A 19,922-nucleotide genomic window follows, 5' to 3' on the forward strand; every position below is an offset into this window, starting at 1 on the left:
GAATCATGCCAGAAACAAGTCCCGTCGCCGGCAGCGACACCAAGTTCGTGGTCAAAAGATCCAAGCTGAGCGGAGTCCTCAAGGTGAGCGGAGCGAAGAACAGCGTCCTCTACCTCTTGACTGCGTCGCTTCTCACCGACGACCCCATCTACATCGACAACTACCCGAAGTACCTCCTGGACGCCCAGGTGCACCTGGACATGCTGGAATTCCTCGGCAAAAGCTGCAAGGTCGACGAGGACCAGGTGACCATCAAGACGGTGGCCAAGCCCGCCACGACCCTCGACTGGTCGGGGCGGTCGATCAGGAACACCCTGCTCATCCTGGGGGTCCTCACCGCCCGCTACGGGCGGGGCGCGGTGCCGCTGCCGGGGGGGTGCCAACTGGGGGACCGCAAGTACGACATCCACGAGATGCTCCTGACGGCTATGGGGGCTCGCGTCTGGGAGGAGAACGGCATGCTCTGCGCCGAGGCGCCGGGGGGGCTCGCCGGGGCCGACGTGCACCTGCCGCTCAGATCCACCGGCGCCACCCACAACGGGATCATCTGCGGCACCCTTGCCAAGGGGGTGACCACGATCTGGAACCCGCACCTGCGCCCGGAGACGGTGGACCTAGTCAACTTCCTGCGCAGCATGGGGGCGACCATCGAGATCTATGGGCAGCAGCGCATCGAGATCGTCGGGCGCGAGGGGATGTTCGGCACCAAGTACAAGGTGATGTCGGACAACATGGAGGCGCTCACCTGGCTCATCGGTTCGGTGGTGACCGGGGGGGATCTGGAGATCAGGAACTTCCCCTACCGTGAACTTGAGGTCCCCCTCATCTTCCTGCGCGAAAGCGGCGCCAAGTTCTACCAGGGGGATGACAGCCTGATCGTCAGGGGGGGGGAGTGCTTCCCGCTCGAGATCAGCACCGGCCCCTACCCGGGGATCAACTCGGACATGCAGCCGCTTTTCGCCGTCTACGGCGCCATGGCCCAAGGGCAGACCCGCATCGTCGACCTCCGCTTCCCCGGGCGCTACGCCTACGCTGAGGAGCTGGCGAAGCTGGGCGCCGACTGCGGCGTCGACGGCAACATGCTGATGATCAACGGCGGGCGCCCCCTTTCCGGCGCCAAGGTGCGGGCGGTCGATCTGCGCGGCGGCATAGCCCTGGCGCTGGCCGGGCTGTGCGCCTCGGGGGAAACCGTGATCAGCGACGCCTGGCAGGTGGAGCGGGGCTACAACGACTTCGTCCGGAAACTGAGAAGCGTGGGGGGAAAGATCAGCTATGCCTGACCAGGTTTGCCTGGATCTGCCCGGGGCGATGCTCCGGAAGGGGTAGTTCTGTCACACAGGCGCAGCGGGAAAGCTAAATCCCGCGCGCCTTCATCTAAGGAAGGTGTCAGTGTCATTTGCCAAGACAAGTGCGAGCGTCTTCGCCACAAAGATCGGCCAGATTGCCATAGCCCTGGTGCTGAGCATCCTGATCAACCGCGCTATCGGTCCGCAAAACCGCGGTCTGCTGGAGCTTTTGAGCTCGCTGCCGGTGGTGTTGGTGAGCCTCGGGCACCTGGGGATCGGCAACGCCAATCTTTACTTCATCGGGAAGGGGATCTACAGCAGGAAGAAGGTGATCGACAACTCGGTCAGCTCCTGCCTGATCCTGAGCGCCATTATGCTCCTGCTGATTTTCGCTGGGTACCACCTCTTCTACGACTCCATCTTCAGGGGGGTGCCACCGGGATACCTGCTGTTCACCGTCGCCTTGATCCCACTCATGCTTTTCCAAAAGTACCTCTATTACATATTGCTTGGCGACGACAAGATCTACCTGCAGAACAAGCTGCAGATATTCAGCACGGCGAGCAACGTCCTGGTCCTGGTCTTCTTCATCTTCGTTTTGCACATGAGCCTTTGGGGGGTGATCCTCTCCACCTTCATTTCCACCCTGCTCAGCACCTGGCTCTGCATCTACTACGTGATCGCCCGGGAGAAGGTGTCGCTCAGCTTCGATTACGACATGTTCCTCGCCTCAGTTAAGTTCGGCATGGTTCCCTTCCTGGCCTTGGCGGTGATGAACCTGATCTTCAGAAGCGACGTTTTCATCATCAAGTACTATCTCTCCGACGCCGAACTCGGCTACTACGGGCTCAGCGTCTCGCTTTGCGAGCGGATCTGGATACTCCCCGAGTCGATCAGTCTCGTGGTGCTGACCCGTGCCGCGCGCTCGCTGGACGACCACTCGGTGGAACTTACCGCCCGGGTCTGCCGCGTGACCCTTTGGGCCACGCTCGCCATCTGCGCGGCGCTGTTTCTGGCCGGGCCGTACCTGATACCGCTTCTTTACGGCAACGACTTTCTCCCCGCGGTCAGCTCGTTTCAGCTGCTCCTGCCGGGGATCGCCCTCATCTCCATCTACCTCGTGCTGCACAGCGACCTGACGGGGAGAGGGTACGCCCGCTACACGCTGATCGTCTTCTCGCTCTGCCTGGTGGCGAACGTGCTGTTGAACGTGCTCCTGGTTCCGACCATGGGGATCAACGGCTCCGCGCTCGCCTCCTCCATCTGCTACGGGGCAGGCTCGCTTGCGCTCGCCGTCATATACGCGCGCAAGTACCGCCTCAGTGCCGCGTCGCTGCTTTTGGTGAACCGCAGCGACGTCGAGGATATCGTGCAGCCGGTCGTGGCTAAGGCCCTGAGGATGATGGCATAACACGTTAAAAAAAAGGAGTTACGCGATGTGCGGTCTGGCCGGTATATGTTCCAGCGCAGCCAATGAGTCTATGGAAAGCGCCATCAAGAGGGCGGGCGACTCCATCGCCCACCGGGGGCCCGACGGCGAGGGGAGGTACCTCGACCCTTACTGCGCCCTGGCGCACCGGCGGCTGGCGGTGATAGACCTCGGCACGGGGCAGCAGCCGATCCGCAACGAGGACGGCAACCTGGTCCTCGTGTTCAACGGGGAGATCTATAACTACGCGGAGATAAGGGAACTGCTTCTGAAGCAGGGGCACGGGCTGAAGACCGCCTCGGACAGCGAGACCATCGTCCATCTCTTCGAAGACGGTGAAAAGGCGCTGCAGATGCTCAGGGGTATGTTCGCCTTCGCCATCTGGGACCGCGGCTCCCGAGAACTCTTCGCCATGCGCGACCGCATCGGCATCAAGCCCTTTTACTACGCCCTGACCGACGACGGCACCCTTGTTTTCGGCTCGGAGATCAAGGCGATTCTGGCCACGGGCCTTGTGGCGGCGACGCCCGACCCGGTCTCGGTGCGGGAGTACCTCACCTACAAGTTCACCATGGGGGAGCGGACCTTCTTCAAGGGGATCAGGTCGCTGGAGCCGGGGAACTGGCTGCGCTGGAAGGACGGCAAGCTCTCCGTGGGGAGTTACTGGCGTCCCTGCTACGACGGGCAAAGAGAAACGCCGGGCCTGTACCAGGAGTTCGAGCATACCCTGGAGGAGACCATAAAGTACCACCTGGTAAGCGACGTGCCGGTAGGGGCCTTTTTAAGCGGAGGGCTCGACACCTCCTCCATCGTCGAGGTCGCCTCCAGGCAGCTTCCCGGCAACCTCAGCACCTATACCTGCGGCACCCCGGACGAGCGGGAGGGGGATCTTTACTACAGCGACATCGTCGCCCGCATGTGCAGTACCTGGCACCACGAGATCCTGCACACCCCGCAGGAATTCTCGTCGTTCATGAAGAAGTGCATCTGGCACCTGGACGAGCCGGGAGGGGGGAGCACCGCAGTCCACGGCTACTACGTCGCCAAGAGGGCGAGGCAGGACGTCAAGGTGCTTTTGTCGGGCGAGGGGGCGGACGAGGTGCTGGGGGGGTACTACCACCACTGGCTCTCGGTCTACCGCGGCATGTCCTTCTTCGAGCGCGGGGCGAACTACCGGAAATGGAGCCAGTGGGGCGGGATCGCTTCCCGCGCCAGGGAGGAGTTCCTGTGGCCGGGCAAGGAGACGGCGCTGGAGGTGTTCATGACCAGGCACGTCTCTCCCATTTTTTCCGGCGACGGGCTCTACGGGACCGACTTCTTCGCCCCGGCCCGAGGCTACGACCGCCGGGAGCCGGTGCAGAGGTTGCTTCAGGGGTACCGGGAGATACCTCTTTGCAGCCAGGTCATGTACCTTGACCTCAAAAGCTACCTCTACCGGATCCTGCATATCTACGACCGGATGTGCATGGCGGTGGGGCTCGAGAACAGGGTCCCTTTCCTGGACCACAAGTTCGTCGAGTTCTGTTTCAAGATCCCTCCCCGGCAGCTTTTCCGCGGCATGCAGACCAAGTCGCTGTTGCGCCGCTACCTGGATCAGCGGCTGGGCAACGAGATCGCCTATCGCCCGAAGACAGGCTTCACGCTCCCGGTGGACGCCTGGTTCAGGCAGGCGATCCGCAGCGATATCGAGCAGGTGCTGGAGCGTTTCAAAAAGCGGGGGGTGCTGGAGCCGTCATTCGTGGACGAGCTATGGGGGCGGTTCCTAAACGCCGGGGGGGACCGCGAAGACATCTGGCGCCTGGTCTCCCTGGAATTATGGTTCCAATGCTTCATCGACGGTGAAACGCCCTGAAAACGCGGCTGGCAAGAAATATCTATGCGGTGCTGATCGCGGCACTGCTGGTTAATGCCGTGCTGGCAGCCTACTACCGCATGGACCCGCTGCGGCTGGACCTGATCATTGTGGACGACCTGCTGAACCGGGTGTTCGCGGTGGCCTACCGCGAGGACCGGCGGGAGATGGAACTGCTCACCCGAGCCTATTTCCGCGGCACCGAACTTCGGGTCCCCCCGGTGCAGAGCTGGAAGAGGCTGGAGCAGCAGGAAGGGGTGCGGCTTCTCGAGTACGCAGGGGCGCAGCGGCTCCCCAAGCAGGTCACCTTCGTCTACCAGCTCCCTGAGCGCCCTTACCTGAGAGCTTTGGCGCGCCGTTACGCGCTGGGGGAGCTGGTGCGCGGGGAGGAGGAGTACCAGGCGATGCTTTCTTTTTGCCGCTGGGCCGGCACCAGGTTCGATCACGGCAACAATGTACCCGCCGGGGGGATCACTCCCGTCGACCCCGCCGAGGTGCTGGCCGGCGCCGCGACCGGCAAGCGCTACTGGTGCGAGATCGCGGCCAAGATAACTGTCGAGGCGGCCACTGCGCTCGGTTGGCCTGCGAGGCTTATGACCGTCTCCAAAAGCGGCTACAGTTGGGACCATGCGGTCACCGAGTTGTGGTCCAACCACTTCAACAAGTGGTTCATGGTCGATACCGATTTTAATGTCATGTACCGCTACCGGGGGGTGCCGCTTTCCTGTTACGAGATCTGCCGTTTAGGGCCGAGGCTACGCCAAGAGGGGACGCTGGAAACGGTGCGGCTGGCGCCGCGAAAGCCGAGCCTCAAGGAAATCGACCTGCTCCCCTTCTACCGGTATGTGCACATCGATATGAGGAACGACTGGTTCACCCGCCCGCTCCGGCCGCTCAGTCCGGCAGGGGGGGACATCAACACCTGGTGGACCGGCCGGGACGACCTCGGGCCGATCTATTCGTCAAAGACCCGGGTGGACCGGCAGGAGTTTTTCGACTGGAAGTTGAACCAAGTGCAGATATTCGCGCTGGGGGTGACAAAGGAGAAGGGGACGAGGAGGCTGCAACTGCAGCTGGCAGCCTACAGCCCCTTTTTCGACCACTTCGAGCTCGTCTGCCAGGGGAGGGGATACAACTGCGCCAACGGCAGGATCGACCTGACTGTATCCGGCGGGGTGAACCGTCTGGAGGCAAGGTGTGTCGACAGATTCGGAAACAAAGGCCCGCTGTACCACGTCTCATACCTCATTAAGTAAGAGGAGATGCCATGCCCAAGAACCTGAGAAAACGACTAAGCAGGCTCACCTCCACCTTGTACGGTGGCAGCCAGAGGCAGATTCTGAAATCGCTGAACCAGAGCCAGTGGTGGCCCAAAGAGCAGATCGAGAAGCACCAGTTGGAGCGGCTCAGGGAGACGCTGGCTCACTGCTACGACAGCTATGACTTCTATCGCGAGCGCCTGGACCGTGCCGGAGTCGACCCGTGCAACATCAAAAGCCTCAAGGAACTTGCCAGGCTGCCGGTGCTGACCAAGGAGGAGTACCATAGCATGTACCGCAACGCCCCCGAGGCGAAGGGGAGGGTGGAACACAGGAAAACCTCAGGTACCACGGGGCTCGCCCTGCAGTTCAGGAAAACCATCGAAGCGACCACCATCATGCGCGCCCTCGATTCGCGGTCGCTGTCTTGGTACGGCATTGCGCCGGGTGACCGTCAGGCGCGTTTTTGGAGCGCCTCGGAGACCTCGGCCGGGCGCTGGAAGCAGTGGGGGGGGGACTACCTTTTGAACCGCTACCGTTTCTCGGTGAACCAGATCGACGACGGCTACGCCATGCGGCTTCTGGAGGACCTCAGGCGCTGCCGCCCCGACTACGTCTACGGATACGCGAGCGGCATCTACGAGTTCTCGAAGCTGATCCTGAGGCACAAGGTGACGGCCCCCCGGGTGAAGGCGGTGATCGTTACCAGCGAGATGCTCTACCGGCACCAGAAGGAGGTGATCCACGAGGCCTTCGGCTCCCCGGTGGTCCGGGAGTACGGCTCCACCGAGTTCGGTCCCATCGCCTTCGAGTGCGAGCAGGGGGAGCTGCACGTCATGGACGAGAACCTTATCGTAGAGAGCTGCAGCGATGACGGCGAGCAAAAGCTGTTGGTGACGGAGCTCAACAACAGGGACGTCCCTTTCATCCGCTATGAGATCGGAGATGCCGGGGTGGTGGGGGACAGACGCTGCTCCTGCGGGCGAAACCTCACCGTCCTTTCTGAACTCATGGGAAGGACCAACGGGTTCATCAGGCTCATGGACGGCAGCATCATCTACGACAACATTTTCGACTTCCTGATCACCATCGCGGGGGTGGACCAGATTCAGGTTGTTTTGGTTGCGCGCGACAAGCTGCAGATCTTCTTCAAGGGAAACGACATCGACTGGCCGGGGGTGGAGAAGGCAGTCGAGACGCTCAAGGGGTTCTGCGGGGGGCAAATAGAGATGAGCTGGCAGCAGGTGGATGAAATCCCCCTCGACAAGTCGGGGAAAAGGAACTATTTCAAGTCGCTGGTAGGCTATGGGGAATGAGGCAACGATGAAGCAAAAGCCATTTGTTAGCGTGGTGATACCAGTAAAAAACGAGGTGCGCTACATCCGCAGCTGCCTTGCGGCGCTCGAGGCGCAAGACTATGGCAGCGAAAGCTTCGAGTGCATCTTCGTGGACAACGGCTCCAGCGACGGCACCGCCGACATCATCAAAGGCCACAAGGGGCTCGCCCGGATGACCCTGCTCTTCCAGCAGGGCGGGACCATTTCGACGGTGAGAAACTGCGGCGCCGCGCGGGCACGCGGAGAGCTCCTCGCCTTTTTGGACGGCGACTGTACGCCCAGCGCAAACTGGCTTTCCGCCACGGTGGAGCTCCTTCTCTGCCGGGAGGAATTCGGCTGCATCGGCTGTGTCGACCCCCCGCCGGACCGCGGTTCCACCTGGGTCGAGGCGACCTGGTACTACCTGAGCTCGACCCGCCCCATCAACGTGAACAGGGAGGTGGACTGGGTCTCCTCCTTCAACATGGTGATGTGGCGCACTCTGTTCGAGGAGGTGGGAGGATTCGACGTCACCCTCTCCACTTGCGAGGACGCCGACCTCTGCTACCGCCTGAAAAGGCGTCGCGCCATCTTTATGACCGACCGCGCCCAGGTGAAGCACCTGGACGAGCCGAAGACGCTGTCGCAGTTTTTCATCCGGGAGCTCTGGCGCGGCAAGAGTTCGCTGCGCAACTTCTTGAAGACCCAGGATAAAAAGCGGGATCTGCTGAGCGTCATGGTGCCGATTCTGTACCTGGCACTTGTGGCGGGGAGCTTGGCGGCGCTTTGCCTCAAGCCGTACCTCTCCGGCGGCAAGCGCCTGCTCCTGGTCTCGCTGCTGCTGGTGCCGGTGGCGGTGCTGCTCAAGAAGGGGAAGGGGATACCTTCGGCCGGCGCCTGGATCAGGGCGCTGTGGCTTATGACCGTGTATCTGGTGGCGCGGGGACTCGCCATTTTCAATTTCGCCAGGTAGAGGAGCTGCATGAAGATCAATTTCGTAGGGGACATAAGCCTTGCCGACAGCCTGAACTGCCAGGGGTACGGTGTGCGCACCCTGATGAGGCGCGGGCATGGCGACAGACTTTTCGACGAGGTCGCGCCGGTACTGAACGGGGAGGGGATCTCCTACTGCAACCTGGAGACGGTCCTGTCGACCCAGGGGGAGGACCCAAACGACCTGGGTTCGGTGGACATGAGGGGCGAGCCGGCCGGTATCGCCGTATTGAACCGGCTCAAGCTCAAGCTGGTGAACATAGCCAACAACCACACCATGCAGCACGGCGCCGCCTGCTTCCACGAGACGGTCGAGCTTCTCAAGAGAAACGGGGCTGAGGTCGTGGGTCTCAAGGGGAGCGACGGGTGGCGCTGCGAGCCGGTCGTCTTCACCTCCGAGGGGGTCCGCTGCGGCATACTCGGATACTCCTTCCAGCACGACCGCTTCCACACCGTAGATCTTCCCTACGCCTGCGGCGACGACGCGGCCATAATCGGCGACATCGAGCGCCTGAAAGGGGAGGTGGAACTGGTGATCGTCACCTGCCACTGGGGGTACGAGTTCATGGACCACCCCACTGCCGACCAGATCGCGGCTGCCCGAAGCTGGGTCGACGCCGGGGCAAAGCTCGTCGTAGGGCATCATCCACACGTGCTGCAGGGGATGGAGCGCTACCGCGGCGCCTTGATCGCCTACAGCCTGGGCAACTTCATGTTCGACATGCTCTGGTGCGAGGAGTACCGCAAGACGGCCATCCTGCAGGTGGAATACCGCGACGGAGCTATCCACTACAGCACGGTCCCCGCCATGCTGGACATGAAGAACCGGCTGCGGCTTTTGCAAGGGGAGAAGGCACGGGAGTTCGACGAGTTGCTGTCCGGGTTGAACGACAAGGTGGCGCGGGAGGCCCTTTTGAGCGACCAGCGGCAGGGGATCAAGGCCTATGAAGTGGAGTACCAGGGGCTGATCAATCGCTGCAGGGTGAACTCCTACTGGTACTTCCTGAAGAAGTTCGCCTGCTATCGCAAGAGGTTCTTGCTGCAGCAGGTCAAAAAGACGGTGCAAAGCCACCTTGAGGATTTCCTCGGCATCTTTGCGGCAAGGGGGTAACCCCTCCTTACCCGCGCCGCTGCCCCGGCAACGGCGATGGAACAGATTTTAAACGGAGGAGTTTGATGATGAAGAAATCGGCGCGCTTTTGCTCGATGCTGATTGGCCTGCTGCTCGGGGCGGGTTCCGCCGCCCACGGGCAGGTGCTTTTCAGCGACGGCTTCGACGCCAGCCCGGACTGGCAGTCGGCCGAGTCTTTCGCTCCGGCGGCGAACGCCGCCTGGCCCAACACCTGGGCGGACCGCCCAGGCGGCCCCGTGCAGCCCCCGCCGCAAAACTGGACTTCCTACCGCGCAGCGGTCCCCAAACGCGACAACAAGGTGAAGACCTTCGTCCTTAGCGCCGAAGCGGCGCGCAACCCCGGCGGCAAAGGGATGACCTACAACCTCGAGTCCATCGGCTACGGTACCTGGGTCGGCGGCGGCATCGACACCTATCTGGGGGGCACCGGCTACAAGGAGATGTTCGTTCGCTTCTACCTGAAGTTCGATCCAGCTACCTTCCACTGGGGTACCGTGACACCGAACTTCGGCAAGCAGAAGGTGGCCCGCATCTCCAGGCTGAAGGTTGTCCCGAGCACCACGATCAACGCGCAGCTCTGGGACACCCCGGCCAACGGCAGCTACCAGATGCCGACCTTGTTCCCCGACCTCATGGACAATCCCGCTTACGACACCCCTCCCTCCAGCTACGGCGTGCACCTTAACTATTCCTACCGCTATGACCCGACCTACTACGTTTCCGACGGGAACAACGACGTCAATGTCTGGAACCTCCCCTGGCCTTCCGACGGCGGCTGGCACTGCTACGAGTACCGCGTCAAGATGAACAGCGCCCCCGGCGTTGCCGACGGCGAGTGGGAAATCTGGATCGACGGCGGGACTACCGCAGACCATCACTTCGTGAAGAAGGCGATCCCCTGGGTTCAGGCAGGCGGCAGCGTCAACCCGGGCTGGAACTGGGTCACAGTCCTCGATAACGCCACCATCCAGCCGGACATCGCCTACGCCAACTCGATCATGAAGCTGTTCCTCGACGACGTCGTGATAGCCACCAGCTACTCCGGCCCCCCGCCGGCTCCGGTGAACTTCACCGCGCAGGCAAGCGGCAGCACCACGGCGCACCTTCAGTGGACGGCCGGCACCAACACGGTCCCCTTCGAGACGACGGGCTACAAGGTACTCTACGGGCTCGACCGCACCAACCTGAACAGCGTCTACGACGCCGGCAACGTGACCCAGGCGGACATCCCCAACCTGCAGGCCGGCCAGACCTACTACTTCGCGGTAGAAGCAGTGAACAAGCAAAGCTACGACGCACAGGAAAACGTAAGCCTTAGCAGCCAGGTGGCAAGCGTGGCACTGGGAACCTCAGCCCCGGTTGCAGACACCGTGGCGCCGACCGCCTCCATCTCCTCTCCCGCCACAGGTTCAACCGTGAGCGGATCGGTCGCCATCAACGCCAACGCGAGCGACAACGTCGCGGTATCCAAAGTGGAGTTCTACGTCAACGGCGCCCTCTACGGCATGGTCGGGAGCGCACCCTACAGCGTCTCCTGGAATACCGCCAACCTTAATAAGGGTTCGTACCAGCTCTCCGCCAAGGCCTATGACGCAGCCGGCAACGTCGGGCTCGCCCAGGCGGTTTCAGTCAACGTGCAGAACGCATCCTCTACCTCACCCGCTCCGAGTGCCGACACCACCGCACCTGCGGTTTCCGCCTTCGCTATGCCGGCTACGGCCAGTGCCCTAAACGTCGCGGTTTCCTCTTTCAGCGGCAGCGACAACGTAGGTGTGACCGGTTACCTCATCACTGAGAGCGCAACCGCGCCTGCAGCATCGGCAACCGGTTGGACCGGCGCCGCTCCGACCAGCTTCAGCTTCGCAGCCGCCGGCGCCCGCACCGCTTACGCCTGGGTCAAGGACGCAGCAGGCAACGTATCCGCCAGCCGTAGCGCAGCCGTAACCATCACCCTTCCGGCCGCCACCGGCCCGGTAGTCAGCTTCATCACCCCGCAAGCCAGCGCCTCGGTCCCGAGCGTCACCCCCATCAGCGCAAAGGCAACCTCCTCCCTGGGCATCGCCCAGATGAGGATCTACGTCGACAACACCCTGATGCAGACCGCTTACGTCGACAACGTGGCTTACAACTGGGATACCACAACCGCAGCGAAGGGCGCCCACACCCTGATGGTGTACGCATTCGACAAATCCCTTAATCTGACCATCTCCAAGATCAGCGTCATCACCGGCGCAAGCGACACCACGGCGCCGTCGGTAACCTCCTTTGTCATGCCGGCGACGGCGACCACTCTGACCGTGCCGATCTCCGGCCTGGTCGCCAGCGACAACGTCGGCGTAGCCGGCTACCTGGTCAGCGAAAATGCAACTGCACCTGCCGCCTCCGCAACTGGCTGGAGCAGCACCGCACCTGCCAGCTTCTCCTTCGCGGGCGAGGGGGCCCGCTCGGCCTACGCCTGGGCCAAAGACGCGGCCGGCAACGTCTCCGCGGCAGCTAAAGCCTCGGTGACCATCACTCTTCCTGACCTTACCGCTCCTGTGGTTGCCGTAACCTCCCCCGCATCCGGGAACAGCGTCGCCGGTACCGTCACCGTAACCGCCAGCGCAAGAGACAACAAGGGCGTCTCCAAAGTCGAGTTCTATGTCAACGGCAGCCTGAAATCCACAGCAACCGCAGCCCCGTATGCCTTCAGCTGGGCCACCGCAACTTATACCAACGGTAGCTATACCCTGAGCGCCAAGGCGTATGACGCAGCCCGCAACGTCGGGCAGTCCGCCCCGGTTACCGCCAGCGTCAACAACGACACCACTGCCCCGGCGATCAGCAGCTTCTCCATGCCGGCCACCAGCACCAGCACCACCGTAGCGGTGTCAAGCCTGAGCGCCAGCGACAACGTCGCGGTAACCGGCTACCTGATCACCGAGAGCTCCACCACACCGGCAGCCGCTCTTAGCAACTGGAGCGCCTCCGTTCCGACCAGCTTCATCTTCTCCGGTAGCGGCGCACGCACCGCCTACGCCTGGGCCAAGGATGCGGCTGGCAACGTCTCGCTCTCCCGCTCCGCCTCCGTGAACATCACCGTGCCGGACACCACCCCGCCGGTAATCACCGTGATCTCCCCGAGCGCCGGGATCAAAGTCCCCAACAACTTGACCATCAGCGCCTCGGCAAAGGACCCCAGCGGCGTCATCCAGATCAGGGTGTACGTTGACAAGGTGCTCATGGCAACCACCAACGCATCCAGCATCTCCTACGTCTGGAACACCACCAAGGCAGCCGCAGGTACCCACAACATCGAGATCTGGGCCTTCGACTCCGCCAGAAACTACGGCATTGCCAAAGTGGCGGTACAAAAATAAGAAAGAAACTGCGTGCTAACAGAAGGGACGCAGAAAAATCTGCGCTCCTAATTAAAAACCCCGCCTTCCGCAGGCGGGGTTTCGTTTTAGTCTATTCCCGAGAGGTGCAGGTATAGCGCCGGCACGAGCCAGCCGGCTAGGGCCAAGAGCGCCTGGGTCAGGTCGGGGCTTCGGCCGGGGATCGCTAGCTGCTGCCACTCCAGCAAAAAAACGAAGCTAAAGACGGCTGCCGCTCCCGGCCAGGAAGGCCCTCTCGCTTGTTCACGCCCCTGCGCGAAGAGGAGCGACATCGCCGCGAAAGGCCACACTCCTTCCAGTATGCTCCCGAAACCGCTCAGCTCGTGAGCCAACTGCCCCTTAAACGGTATCCAGCTGAACGCTGCCGCCACACTCCCCACACCCGGTTTCAACTCGTAGAACGCGAAGCCGGCGACAAGCAGCAGACACCCCATTAAACGCCTTGATTTCTCCCCCAAAAAACCCGCCGCTAAAAGTAGCGGAACCGCCGCGAATAACCCCGCTAAGGCCTCCAGGGAGAGCTGGCGCCCCTGGATGAAGACCTTCGCGCAGAGAACGCCCGCGGCAAAAAAAGTGAAAAAGGGGAGGGCAAGGGCGCGCCGCCGTACGGTCTCCTGCGCCACCACTCCGAGCCCGGCCAGATAGAAAAAGTAGGTGGCTGCCTGCGCCAGGTCGAAGCGCGACAGGTCGTTGGCCGTGTACCAAAGCGGCTTGAGCCCGTTCTTGATCCCCCCGAAGTCGAGCGAGGGGACGAAGGGGGCCCATTGGGAGGAAAGCCAGAGCAAAAGGACGCAAAGGCCAAGCTCCCCCCGAATTCCGGCGGTGAGAACGCTCGCCCGCCAGCGCGACCAGGCCCCTTCGGGCACGGCCGCTTGCTGCCAGCAAAACGCAAGGAGCGCGCCGGCAAAGCTTCCCGCGGTGTTGGTGCAGAGGTCTACTACGGAGGGGGTGCGGTCGGGGAGGAAGGCCTGGGTAAACTCCATGGCCAAGCTGAGCGCGCTCCCGCCGACGAGCGCGCAGAGAAAGGGGAGGGCGCATCGCCCGTCATCCCGGCGGAAGAGGCGAAAGAGAAGATAGCCCAACGGGGCGTAGGCGATGACGTTGACCAGGAGGTCGCTTTTGGAGACGCGGCCGGGGAGATCAAGCGTGCACCAGTCGAAAAGGCCGGCGCCGGGGAGGCGCCAGCCGCTGAAGGGGAAGAGGGAGGCGTAGGCGATCAAGAGGATGCAGGCCAAGGCCGGAAAGAGCGCTTTTCGGTTCAAATGCTCCCCCTTTGTGTCGGCGCCCGCCCCTAGTGCCTGGCCCGCTGCTGGTGGAAGGGGTGGTTCAGGAGAATGGCCTTGTTCTGCAGCACGGAGATAATCCCGGACTTCTCCAGGGTCCTCAAGACCCGGCTCATGGTCTCGCGGGTGACGGAAGCGTAGCTCGCCATCTGCTGGTGGGTCATCTTCACGTCGATGATGATGCCGCGGTCGTCCCGCACGCCGTAGAGTTCCCCCAGGCGGTCCAGAAGCGAGATGACGCGGTCCTGCGCGTTCTCGGCGTTGAAGGAGAGTATCCTGATCATCTCCCAGGAGTCCCGGAGCCTGCCGCAGAGCAGTTCGATGATCTTGCGGCGGATCCCCTCGTTGCTCATCAGGTGCTGTTCGAAGTCGTCCTTGTGCAAAAGGCCTATCACCGACTCCTCGTGGGCGATGATGGTGGCGGGCGAGGTCTTGCCGTCGAGAAGCGACATCTCTCCGAAGAAGTCGTTCTTCTTGTGGATGGTGATGATCTGCTCCTTGCCGTCTTCGTTCAGCTTGACCACCCGCACCTTCCCCGAATAGATCAGGTACATGTAGTTGCTGGTGTCTTCCTCGTAAAGGACTATCTGTTCCTTATCGTAGTCCTGCTTCCGGAAGAGCCTTTCCACCAGTTCGATTTCGCCGGGCTCGAGGGTGGAAAAAAAGGGGATGCTGCTGATAATGCGCGCCTCTGCTTTTTGTTTTTGCCCCGCCTGCCGAGTCATCCGGTGTCTCCTCGTTTACATCTGAATCTTGGTGCCGGCGAGCAGAGTGAACCCGGGGTTGCAACGGCACTTCATTGGCTTTGTTCCACACATTGCCGGAAAGCGTAAGGGCGGTGTTGGCACTTGCCGACGCGTAATTGACTGTTTGCGAAATTGCTTCATTGTCTATTGTCAGAGTCCGGTTTACCACAATGAATTAATACTTGTCAATTTGTCCTTCACACTGTAAAGTGTAGCATCCAAAATCGACCCTGTTATTTGCCCACCTGTTGCGGATTAGAGGTTATCTCCAATGACAGTCGCCGAGTGTTTGAAACATCACAGGGTGCAGTTTCTTTTGGCGCTGTTGATACTGGCCGCCGTTTACTGGAGCGTTGTGCCTGAGATGGTTCAGCAGTGGTACGAGGACGAGAACTATTCCCACGGTTTCGTCGTCCCCCTGATCGCCGGGTACTTCGCCTACGAGCGCCGCAAGGATCTGGCCTCCGTGCTGGCCGAGCCTTGGTGGCCCGGGCTTTTGCTGGTGGCCGCCGGCCTTATGCAACTGGTGGTGGGTTGGCTTGGCACCGAATTTTTCACCATGCGCAGTTCCCTTGTGGTCACCCTTTGCGGGATGACCCTTTTTTTATTGGGAAAGAGGCTGTTCCGGCTCATGCTGCTGCCGCTTGCCTACCTCCTTTTCATGGTGCCGCTCCCCTACATCATCTACGACATGGTCGCCTTCCCCCTGAAACTCTTCGTGACCCGCGTCTCCATAGCGACGCTGAAGCTCATGGGGGTGGTGGTGATGAGGGAGGGGAATATCATCATGCTCCCTTTCACCACGCTGGAGGTAGCCGACGCCTGCAGCGGCATCAGGTCGCTCATTTCGCTCCTCGCGCTCGCGGTCGCCTACGCCTTCTTCCTGGAGATGGGGCCGTTGCGTCGGGGGGTGCTGATCCTCGCCGCCATACCTATAGCCATCTCGGCCAACGCGTTCAGGGTGATAGGGACGGGGGTCCTGGCCCAGTACTGGGGCGCCAAGGCCGCGGAAGGGTTTTTCCACGAGTTCGCGGGCCTTGCGGTCTTCGTGGTCGCCATCGCGCTCATGATCGGGCTCGGCTCCTTGCTGTCGCGCGGTAAAGGGGGGGCGGCATGAAGGCGCATTTCCTGGCGATCTACCTGCTTCTCGTTGCGGCCGGGCTCTACCTGCACCTGCATAGCGACCTGAGCGTCCCCATAAACCGCCCCTTGCAGCAGTTTCCGGCCGCGGTGAACAGCTGGCGCATGACCGACGAGGGGCAACTCTCCGGCGAGGTCCAGAACGTGCTCAAGGCCTCCGACGTCCTGATCCGGCAGTACCAGGGTCCGCAGGGGGAGAAGGTGCAGCTCTACATCGGCTACCACGGCGGCGGCAAGGGGGGAGGGGAGATCCACTCCCCCAAGCACTGCCTTCCCGGCAGCGGCTGGCTGGAGCACTCCAGCAACCGCTACACCATAAAGGCCGGAAAAGACGGCCTGAACCTGGTCCAGGCGGTGTACCAGAAGGGGGAAAGCAGCGAACTCTTCCTCTACTGGTACCAGGTGCGCGGCAAGAGCCTCTCCGAGGAGTTCTCGCTCAAAGGGCAGCAGATCCTGAACTCGGTATTGCACCGGCGCCGCGACGCCTCCTTCATCAGGGTTTCCATCCCCTTCCAGGGGGATGAGCGGCAGGCCAAGGCCGTAGGGGAGCGCTTCGTAAAGGAGTTCCTCCCGGCGATACGGACCTTCCTGCCGAGCTGAGCCGCCGGCGCGGCTCGCCATCTGCCTCATGGCGATGGCGGCGCGGTAAGGCGGCAGTAGAACTGCAGCGCGATCAATTCATTTTGGCGGCCTTGGTGCCGCAATTTCAGGAGGACGACTTGACGGTAGAGCGCATTGTCTCAGTGGTAGGGCTAGGGTACGTGGGGCTTCCGGTAGCGGTTGCCTTCGGCAAGGTGCGCCGCACCATAGGCTTCGACATCAATGGCACCAGGATCAAGGAGCTGCGCGAGGGGTACGACCGGACCGCCGAGGTGGAGGCGGCGGACCTGGCGCAAGCGGACATCCTGTTCACGGACCGGGTCGAGGACTTGGCTCAGGCCAATTTCCACATCGTGGCGGTCCCGACCCCGATCGACGAGGCGAACCAGCCGGACCTGAGCCTCGTCTGCCGGGCCAGCGAGACGGTGGGGAAGGCGCTAAAAAAAGGGGACATCGTGGTCTACGAATCCACCGTCTACCCGGGGGTAACCGAGGACGAATGCGTCCCGGTCCTGGAGCGGGTCTCCGGCCTCAAAGGCGGTGTCGACTTCAAGGTCGGGTACAGCCCCGAGCGGATCAACCCCGGCGACAAGGAGCACACCTTCACCAAGATCAAGAAGGTGGTCTCCGGCCAGGACTGTGAGACCCTGGAGGTGGTGGCGGAGGTCTACAGCTCGGTGGTGACGGCGGGGGTGTTTCGCGCCTCCTCCATCAAGGTGGCGGAAGCGGCCAAGGTGATCGAGAACACCCAGCGCGACCTGAACATCGCCCTCATGAACGAACTGGCGCTCATCTTCGACCGCCTGGGGATCGACACCTCTGAGGTGCTGGCGGCCGCCGGGAGCAAGTGGAACTTCCTCAAGTTCTCCCCCGGGCTGGTCGGCGGGCACTGCATCGGCGTCGACCCTTACTACCTCACCCACAAGGCGGAGAAGCTAGGCTACATCCCGCAGGTGATCCTGGCGGGGCGGCGCATCAACGACGGCATGGGGAAATTCGTGGCGCAGCGCGCCGTGAAGGAGATCATCAGGGCCGGGCACCCGGTGCTGAACGCGGTGGTCACGGTGCTGGGGATCACCTTCAAGGAGAACTGCCCCGACATCAGGAACTCCAAGGTCATCGACATCGTCAAGGAGCTCAAGGATTACGGGATGCAGGTCCAGGTCTGCGATCCTATGGCCGACCCGGAGGAGACGCTGCACGAGTACGGGGTGCGGCTCACCCCGAGGGCGCAGTTAAAGCCCGCGGTGGCGGTGGTGGCCGCCGTGGCCCACACTGAATTCGCCTCCCTCGCGGCACCTGAACTCTTGGCGCTCATGGGTCCCAACCCGGTCTTGATCGACGTGAAGAGCATGTTCGACCGGGAGCGGGTTGAAGGCGCCGGTGTCAAGGTCTGGGCGTTATAAAGGGGTAAATCCCAGAGGGGAACATGGCGCTTTCGCTTGTTGCGATCATCTTGCTTTTGTTTGCCATGCTGAGGATAATCCGGCTGGAGCGCAAAAGCGCCTGCCGTACCTTATTAGCCATCCCCTTTTGCGCCGTCGCCTTCCTGGAATTCTTCGACCTTGCGGCGCTGTACCAGTTCTTCCCCGAAGTGGACTGGAAGCGGTTGTCGCTTGGGGTCGAGGCGCTGCTCCCGGCGCTTTGGCTGCTGGTGAGCCTCACCTATGCCCGGGACCTGCCCGAACGCGGGCTTCCGCGCTCGACCCGCCTGATGCTCGCCGGCGCCTTCGCTTTGGTCCTGGTACCCGTCTTGATGCCGGGGGAGGCTCTTTTCTACGCCCCCGACTTCCCTCTGGAGCGGATGCTTTTTCTCACCGACGCCGGGTACTACTTCTACGTCGCGATGCTGGTCCTTTTGGTGGTGGCGCTCATGAACCTCGAGTCCACCCTGGTGAACGCCTCTTCGGAGGCGCTTTGGCGCGTTAAGCTCGACATCGTGGCGCTGGGCTCCGTGCTCGCCGTCTGCGTCTTCTACTACACCAACGCGCTCTTGTACCGCTCGCTCAACATGGAGCTGGTTCCCCTGCGCTCGCTTGTTTCCATCATCGCCGCGCTGATGATCGTCTACTCGCGCACCCACTGGAGGGGAACGGCGCGGGTGAAGGTCTCGCAGGCGGTCCTTTTGAAGTCCGTGGTCCTCACCGTAATCGCCGGGTATCTGTTGCTCCTGGGGTCCATCGGGGAGGGGATGAAGTACTTCGGCTCGCTCTTTCCCCGCGTGCTCGCCTTGTCGCTTGGGTTCATCGCGGGGATGCTCCTGCTCCTTTTGCTCCTCTCCGAGCGCGCCCAAAGGGAGCTGAAGGTCTTTCTCCATAAGCACTTCTACCAGAGCAAGTACGACTACCGGGCCCAGTGGCTGGGGCTCACCGAACGCCTGGCCAATTTCGAGACCGGCGACGGTCTTTTGCGGCTGGTCCTCTCCGCCTACTGCGACATCTTCGGCGTGCGGGGGGGGGCGCTGTTCCTGCACCAGGCAGGGTGCGGCTGGTTCTGCGCCACGGGGATCCAGGAGCTGGAAGAGGTCAGGGTAACCATCGCAGCCGACAACCCGCTCATCGCCTATCTGCGCGACCGCCGCTGGGTCTTTTGCAGCCGGGACGACAACCCGGAGATCCTGGAGGCCAACTGCCGCTGGCTTAGGGAACTGAAGGTGAGCTTCGCCATCCCTCTTTTCGAAGGGGAGGCGCTCACCGGTTTCATCGTTTTGGGCGAGCAGGTGGTTCCGGACGAAGAGTACCGCTACGAGGATTACGACCTGATGAAGGCTATCGCGCGCCAGGCTTCGGTGGCGATACAGCACCAGCGCCTCTCCGAGCAGCTCACCCAGGCGAAAGCGATGGAGGCGGTGGGGAATCTGGCCACCTTCGTGGTGCACGACCTGAAAAACCTGGCGGCCACCGTATCGCTCGTGGTGGAAAACGCCCGCGAGCACCTGGACAACCCCGAGTTCCAAAAGGACATGCTTTCAAGCCTCGGCAACACCACGAGGAAGATGCACACGCTCATAGGCCGCCTGCGAAACCTGGGCGAGAGCGAGCTCTTGCACATGCGCCCCGTAGATCTGCTGGCGTTGGCCCAGCACTCGGCGCGCCAGGTGCAGGGGAGGGCGGTCACGGTGCAGGGGACGCCGGAGAAGGTCATAGGCGACGAGGAAGAATTGGAGAAGGTGCTTTTGAACCTCTTCCTGAACGCGGTGGAGGCTTCCGAGCCGGGGACCCCGATCGTGGCGGAGGTGGGATGCGCGGATTCCCCCTTCCTCAAGTTGTCGGACAGCGGCTGCGGCATGTCGCCGCTTTTCATACGCAACGAGCTTTTTGCGCCGTTCAAGACCACGAAGCAGACGGGGCTCGGCATCGGGCTCTACCAGTGCCGGCAGATCGTGGCGGCGCACGGCGGCAGGATCGAGGTATGCAGCGTAGAGGGGGAGGGGACCGTGTTCACGGTATGGTTCCCGTCCCCTATGCTGGGCGGGGAACGGGTCATCACACAGCCGGCATGAGGGGGTG

14 protein-coding genes are annotated in these 19,922 nt (G+C 62.2%); 12 read left to right on the forward strand and 2 right to left on the reverse strand.

The genetic code is table 11. From position 1 onward, the window contains the following. Positions 1-5: 5 nt before the first annotated feature. The 8 genes from K419_RS0106640 to K419_RS22760 all read left to right on the forward strand — a co-directional run bounded on the left by K419_RS0106640 (position 6) and on the right by K419_RS22760 (position 12,626). A complete protein-coding gene (locus tag K419_RS0106640; RefSeq protein WP_026840902.1) occupies positions 6-1,280 on the forward strand; it encodes a UDP-N-acetylglucosamine 1-carboxyvinyltransferase in 1,275 nt (424 codons plus the stop codon). A gap of 109 nt (positions 1,281-1,389) precedes the next feature. Then, on the forward strand, positions 1,390-2,697 hold the full coding sequence (locus K419_RS0106645) for an oligosaccharide flippase family protein (protein ID WP_026840903.1): 1,308 nt from the start codon (positions 1,390-1,392) through the stop codon (positions 2,695-2,697). Between the two features lie 25 nt (positions 2,698-2,722). Continuing rightward, positions 2,723-4,567 (forward strand): asparagine synthase (glutamine-hydrolyzing), encoded by a 1,845-nt coding sequence (gene asnB, locus K419_RS0106650; protein ID WP_026840904.1) that lies wholly within the window; start codon positions 2,723-2,725, stop codon positions 4,565-4,567. Positions 4,568-4,596: 29 nt separating this feature from the next. After that, positions 4,597-5,823 carry a hypothetical protein gene (locus K419_RS0106655; RefSeq protein ID WP_026840905.1) on the forward strand — a complete coding sequence of 409 codons (1,227 nt, stop codon included), beginning with the start codon at positions 4,597-4,599 and terminating at the stop codon, positions 5,821-5,823. An 11-nt stretch (positions 5,824-5,834) separates the two neighbouring features. Then, positions 5,835-7,142 carry a phenylacetate--CoA ligase family protein gene (locus K419_RS0106660; RefSeq protein WP_026840906.1) on the forward strand — a complete coding sequence of 436 codons (1,308 nt, stop codon included), beginning with the start codon at positions 5,835-5,837 and terminating at the stop codon, positions 7,140-7,142. A 7-nt stretch (positions 7,143-7,149) separates the two neighbouring features. Next, on the forward strand, positions 7,150-8,115 hold the full coding sequence (locus K419_RS21700; protein ID WP_051292905.1) for a glycosyltransferase: 966 nt from the start codon (positions 7,150-7,152) through the stop codon (positions 8,113-8,115). 9 nt (positions 8,116-8,124) lie between these two features. After that, positions 8,125-9,246 carry a CapA family protein gene (locus K419_RS22755; RefSeq protein WP_051292907.1) on the forward strand — a complete coding sequence of 374 codons (1,122 nt, stop codon included), beginning with the start codon at positions 8,125-8,127 and terminating at the stop codon, positions 9,244-9,246. 65 nt (positions 9,247-9,311) lie between these two features. Beyond that, positions 9,312-12,626 (forward strand): Ig-like domain-containing protein, encoded by a 3,315-nt coding sequence (locus K419_RS22760; protein ID WP_051292909.1) that lies wholly within the window; start codon positions 9,312-9,314, stop codon positions 12,624-12,626. An 86-nt stretch (positions 12,627-12,712) separates the two neighbouring features. Here K419_RS22760 and K419_RS0106680 read toward each other — a convergent pair whose 3' ends face one another. Both K419_RS0106680 and K419_RS0106685 read right to left on the reverse strand, forming a co-directional pair. Further along, complete coding sequence (locus tag K419_RS0106680; RefSeq protein ID WP_026840907.1) at positions 12,713-13,906, reverse strand: VanZ family protein; 1,194 nt, start codon at positions 13,904-13,906, stop codon at positions 12,713-12,715. Between the two features lie 29 nt (positions 13,907-13,935). Beyond that, positions 13,936-14,652: a Crp/Fnr family transcriptional regulator gene (locus K419_RS0106685; protein ID WP_026840908.1), complete on the reverse strand. Its 717-nt coding sequence runs from the start codon at positions 14,650-14,652 to the stop codon at positions 13,936-13,938. 292 nt (positions 14,653-14,944) lie between these two features. Between K419_RS0106685 and xrtA the strand changes: the two genes are divergently transcribed. The 4 genes from xrtA to prsK all read left to right on the forward strand — a co-directional run bounded on the left by xrtA (position 14,945) and on the right by prsK (position 19,915). Further along, entirely contained in the window at positions 14,945-15,790 is an 846-nt protein-coding gene (gene xrtA, locus K419_RS0106690) for an exosortase A (protein ID WP_026840909.1), read from the forward strand. Continuing rightward, positions 15,787-16,413 (forward strand): exosortase C-terminal domain/associated protein EpsI, encoded by a 627-nt coding sequence (locus tag K419_RS0106695; RefSeq protein WP_026840910.1) that lies wholly within the window; start codon positions 15,787-15,789, stop codon positions 16,411-16,413. Before xrtA ends, K419_RS0106695 begins: the two co-directional genes overlap by 4 nt. A gap of 119 nt (positions 16,414-16,532) precedes the next feature. Then, the gene (locus K419_RS0106700) at positions 16,533-17,819 is read left to right on the forward strand and encodes a nucleotide sugar dehydrogenase (protein ID WP_026840911.1); all 1,287 of its coding nucleotides are present in this window, start codon (positions 16,533-16,535) and stop codon (positions 17,817-17,819) included. 23 nt (positions 17,820-17,842) lie between these two features. Continuing rightward, the gene (gene prsK / locus K419_RS0106705; protein ID WP_026840912.1) at positions 17,843-19,915 is read left to right on the forward strand and encodes an XrtA/PEP-CTERM system histidine kinase PrsK; all 2,073 of its coding nucleotides are present in this window, start codon (positions 17,843-17,845) and stop codon (positions 19,913-19,915) included. The last annotated feature ends 7 nt before the right edge of the window (positions 19,916-19,922 follow it).

This window comes from Citrifermentans bremense R1 (assembly GCF_000426865.1).
Classification (GTDB): Bacteria; Desulfobacterota; Desulfuromonadia; order Geobacterales; family Geobacteraceae; genus Geomonas; species Geomonas bremensis.

Bases quoted from the DNA above. Each gene is read 5' to 3' on its own strand.
- K419_RS0106640 (WP_026840902.1), top strand. From the start codon at position 6: ATGCCAGAAACAAGTCCCGTCGCCGGCAGCGACACCAAGTTCGTGGTC.
- asnB (WP_026840904.1), top strand. From the start codon at position 2,723: ATGTGCGGTCTGGCCGGTATATGTTCCAGCGCAGCCAATGAGTCTATG.
- K419_RS0106660 (WP_026840906.1), top strand. From the start codon at position 5,835: ATGCCCAAGAACCTGAGAAAACGACTAAGCAGGCTCACCTCCACCTTG.
- K419_RS21700 (WP_051292905.1), top strand. From the start codon at position 7,150: ATGAAGCAAAAGCCATTTGTTAGCGTGGTGATACCAGTAAAAAACGAG.
- K419_RS22755 (WP_051292907.1), top strand. From the start codon at position 8,125: ATGAAGATCAATTTCGTAGGGGACATAAGCCTTGCCGACAGCCTGAAC.
- K419_RS22760 (WP_051292909.1), top strand. From the start codon at position 9,312: ATGATGAAGAAATCGGCGCGCTTTTGCTCGATGCTGATTGGCCTGCTG.
- K419_RS0106685 (WP_026840908.1), bottom strand. From the start codon at position 14,652: ATGACTCGGCAGGCGGGGCAAAAACAAAAAGCAGAGGCGCGCATTATC.
- xrtA (WP_026840909.1), top strand. From the start codon at position 14,945: ATGACAGTCGCCGAGTGTTTGAAACATCACAGGGTGCAGTTTCTTTTG.
- K419_RS0106695 (WP_026840910.1), top strand. From the start codon at position 15,787: ATGAAGGCGCATTTCCTGGCGATCTACCTGCTTCTCGTTGCGGCCGGG.
- prsK (WP_026840912.1), top strand. From the start codon at position 17,843: ATGGCGCTTTCGCTTGTTGCGATCATCTTGCTTTTGTTTGCCATGCTG.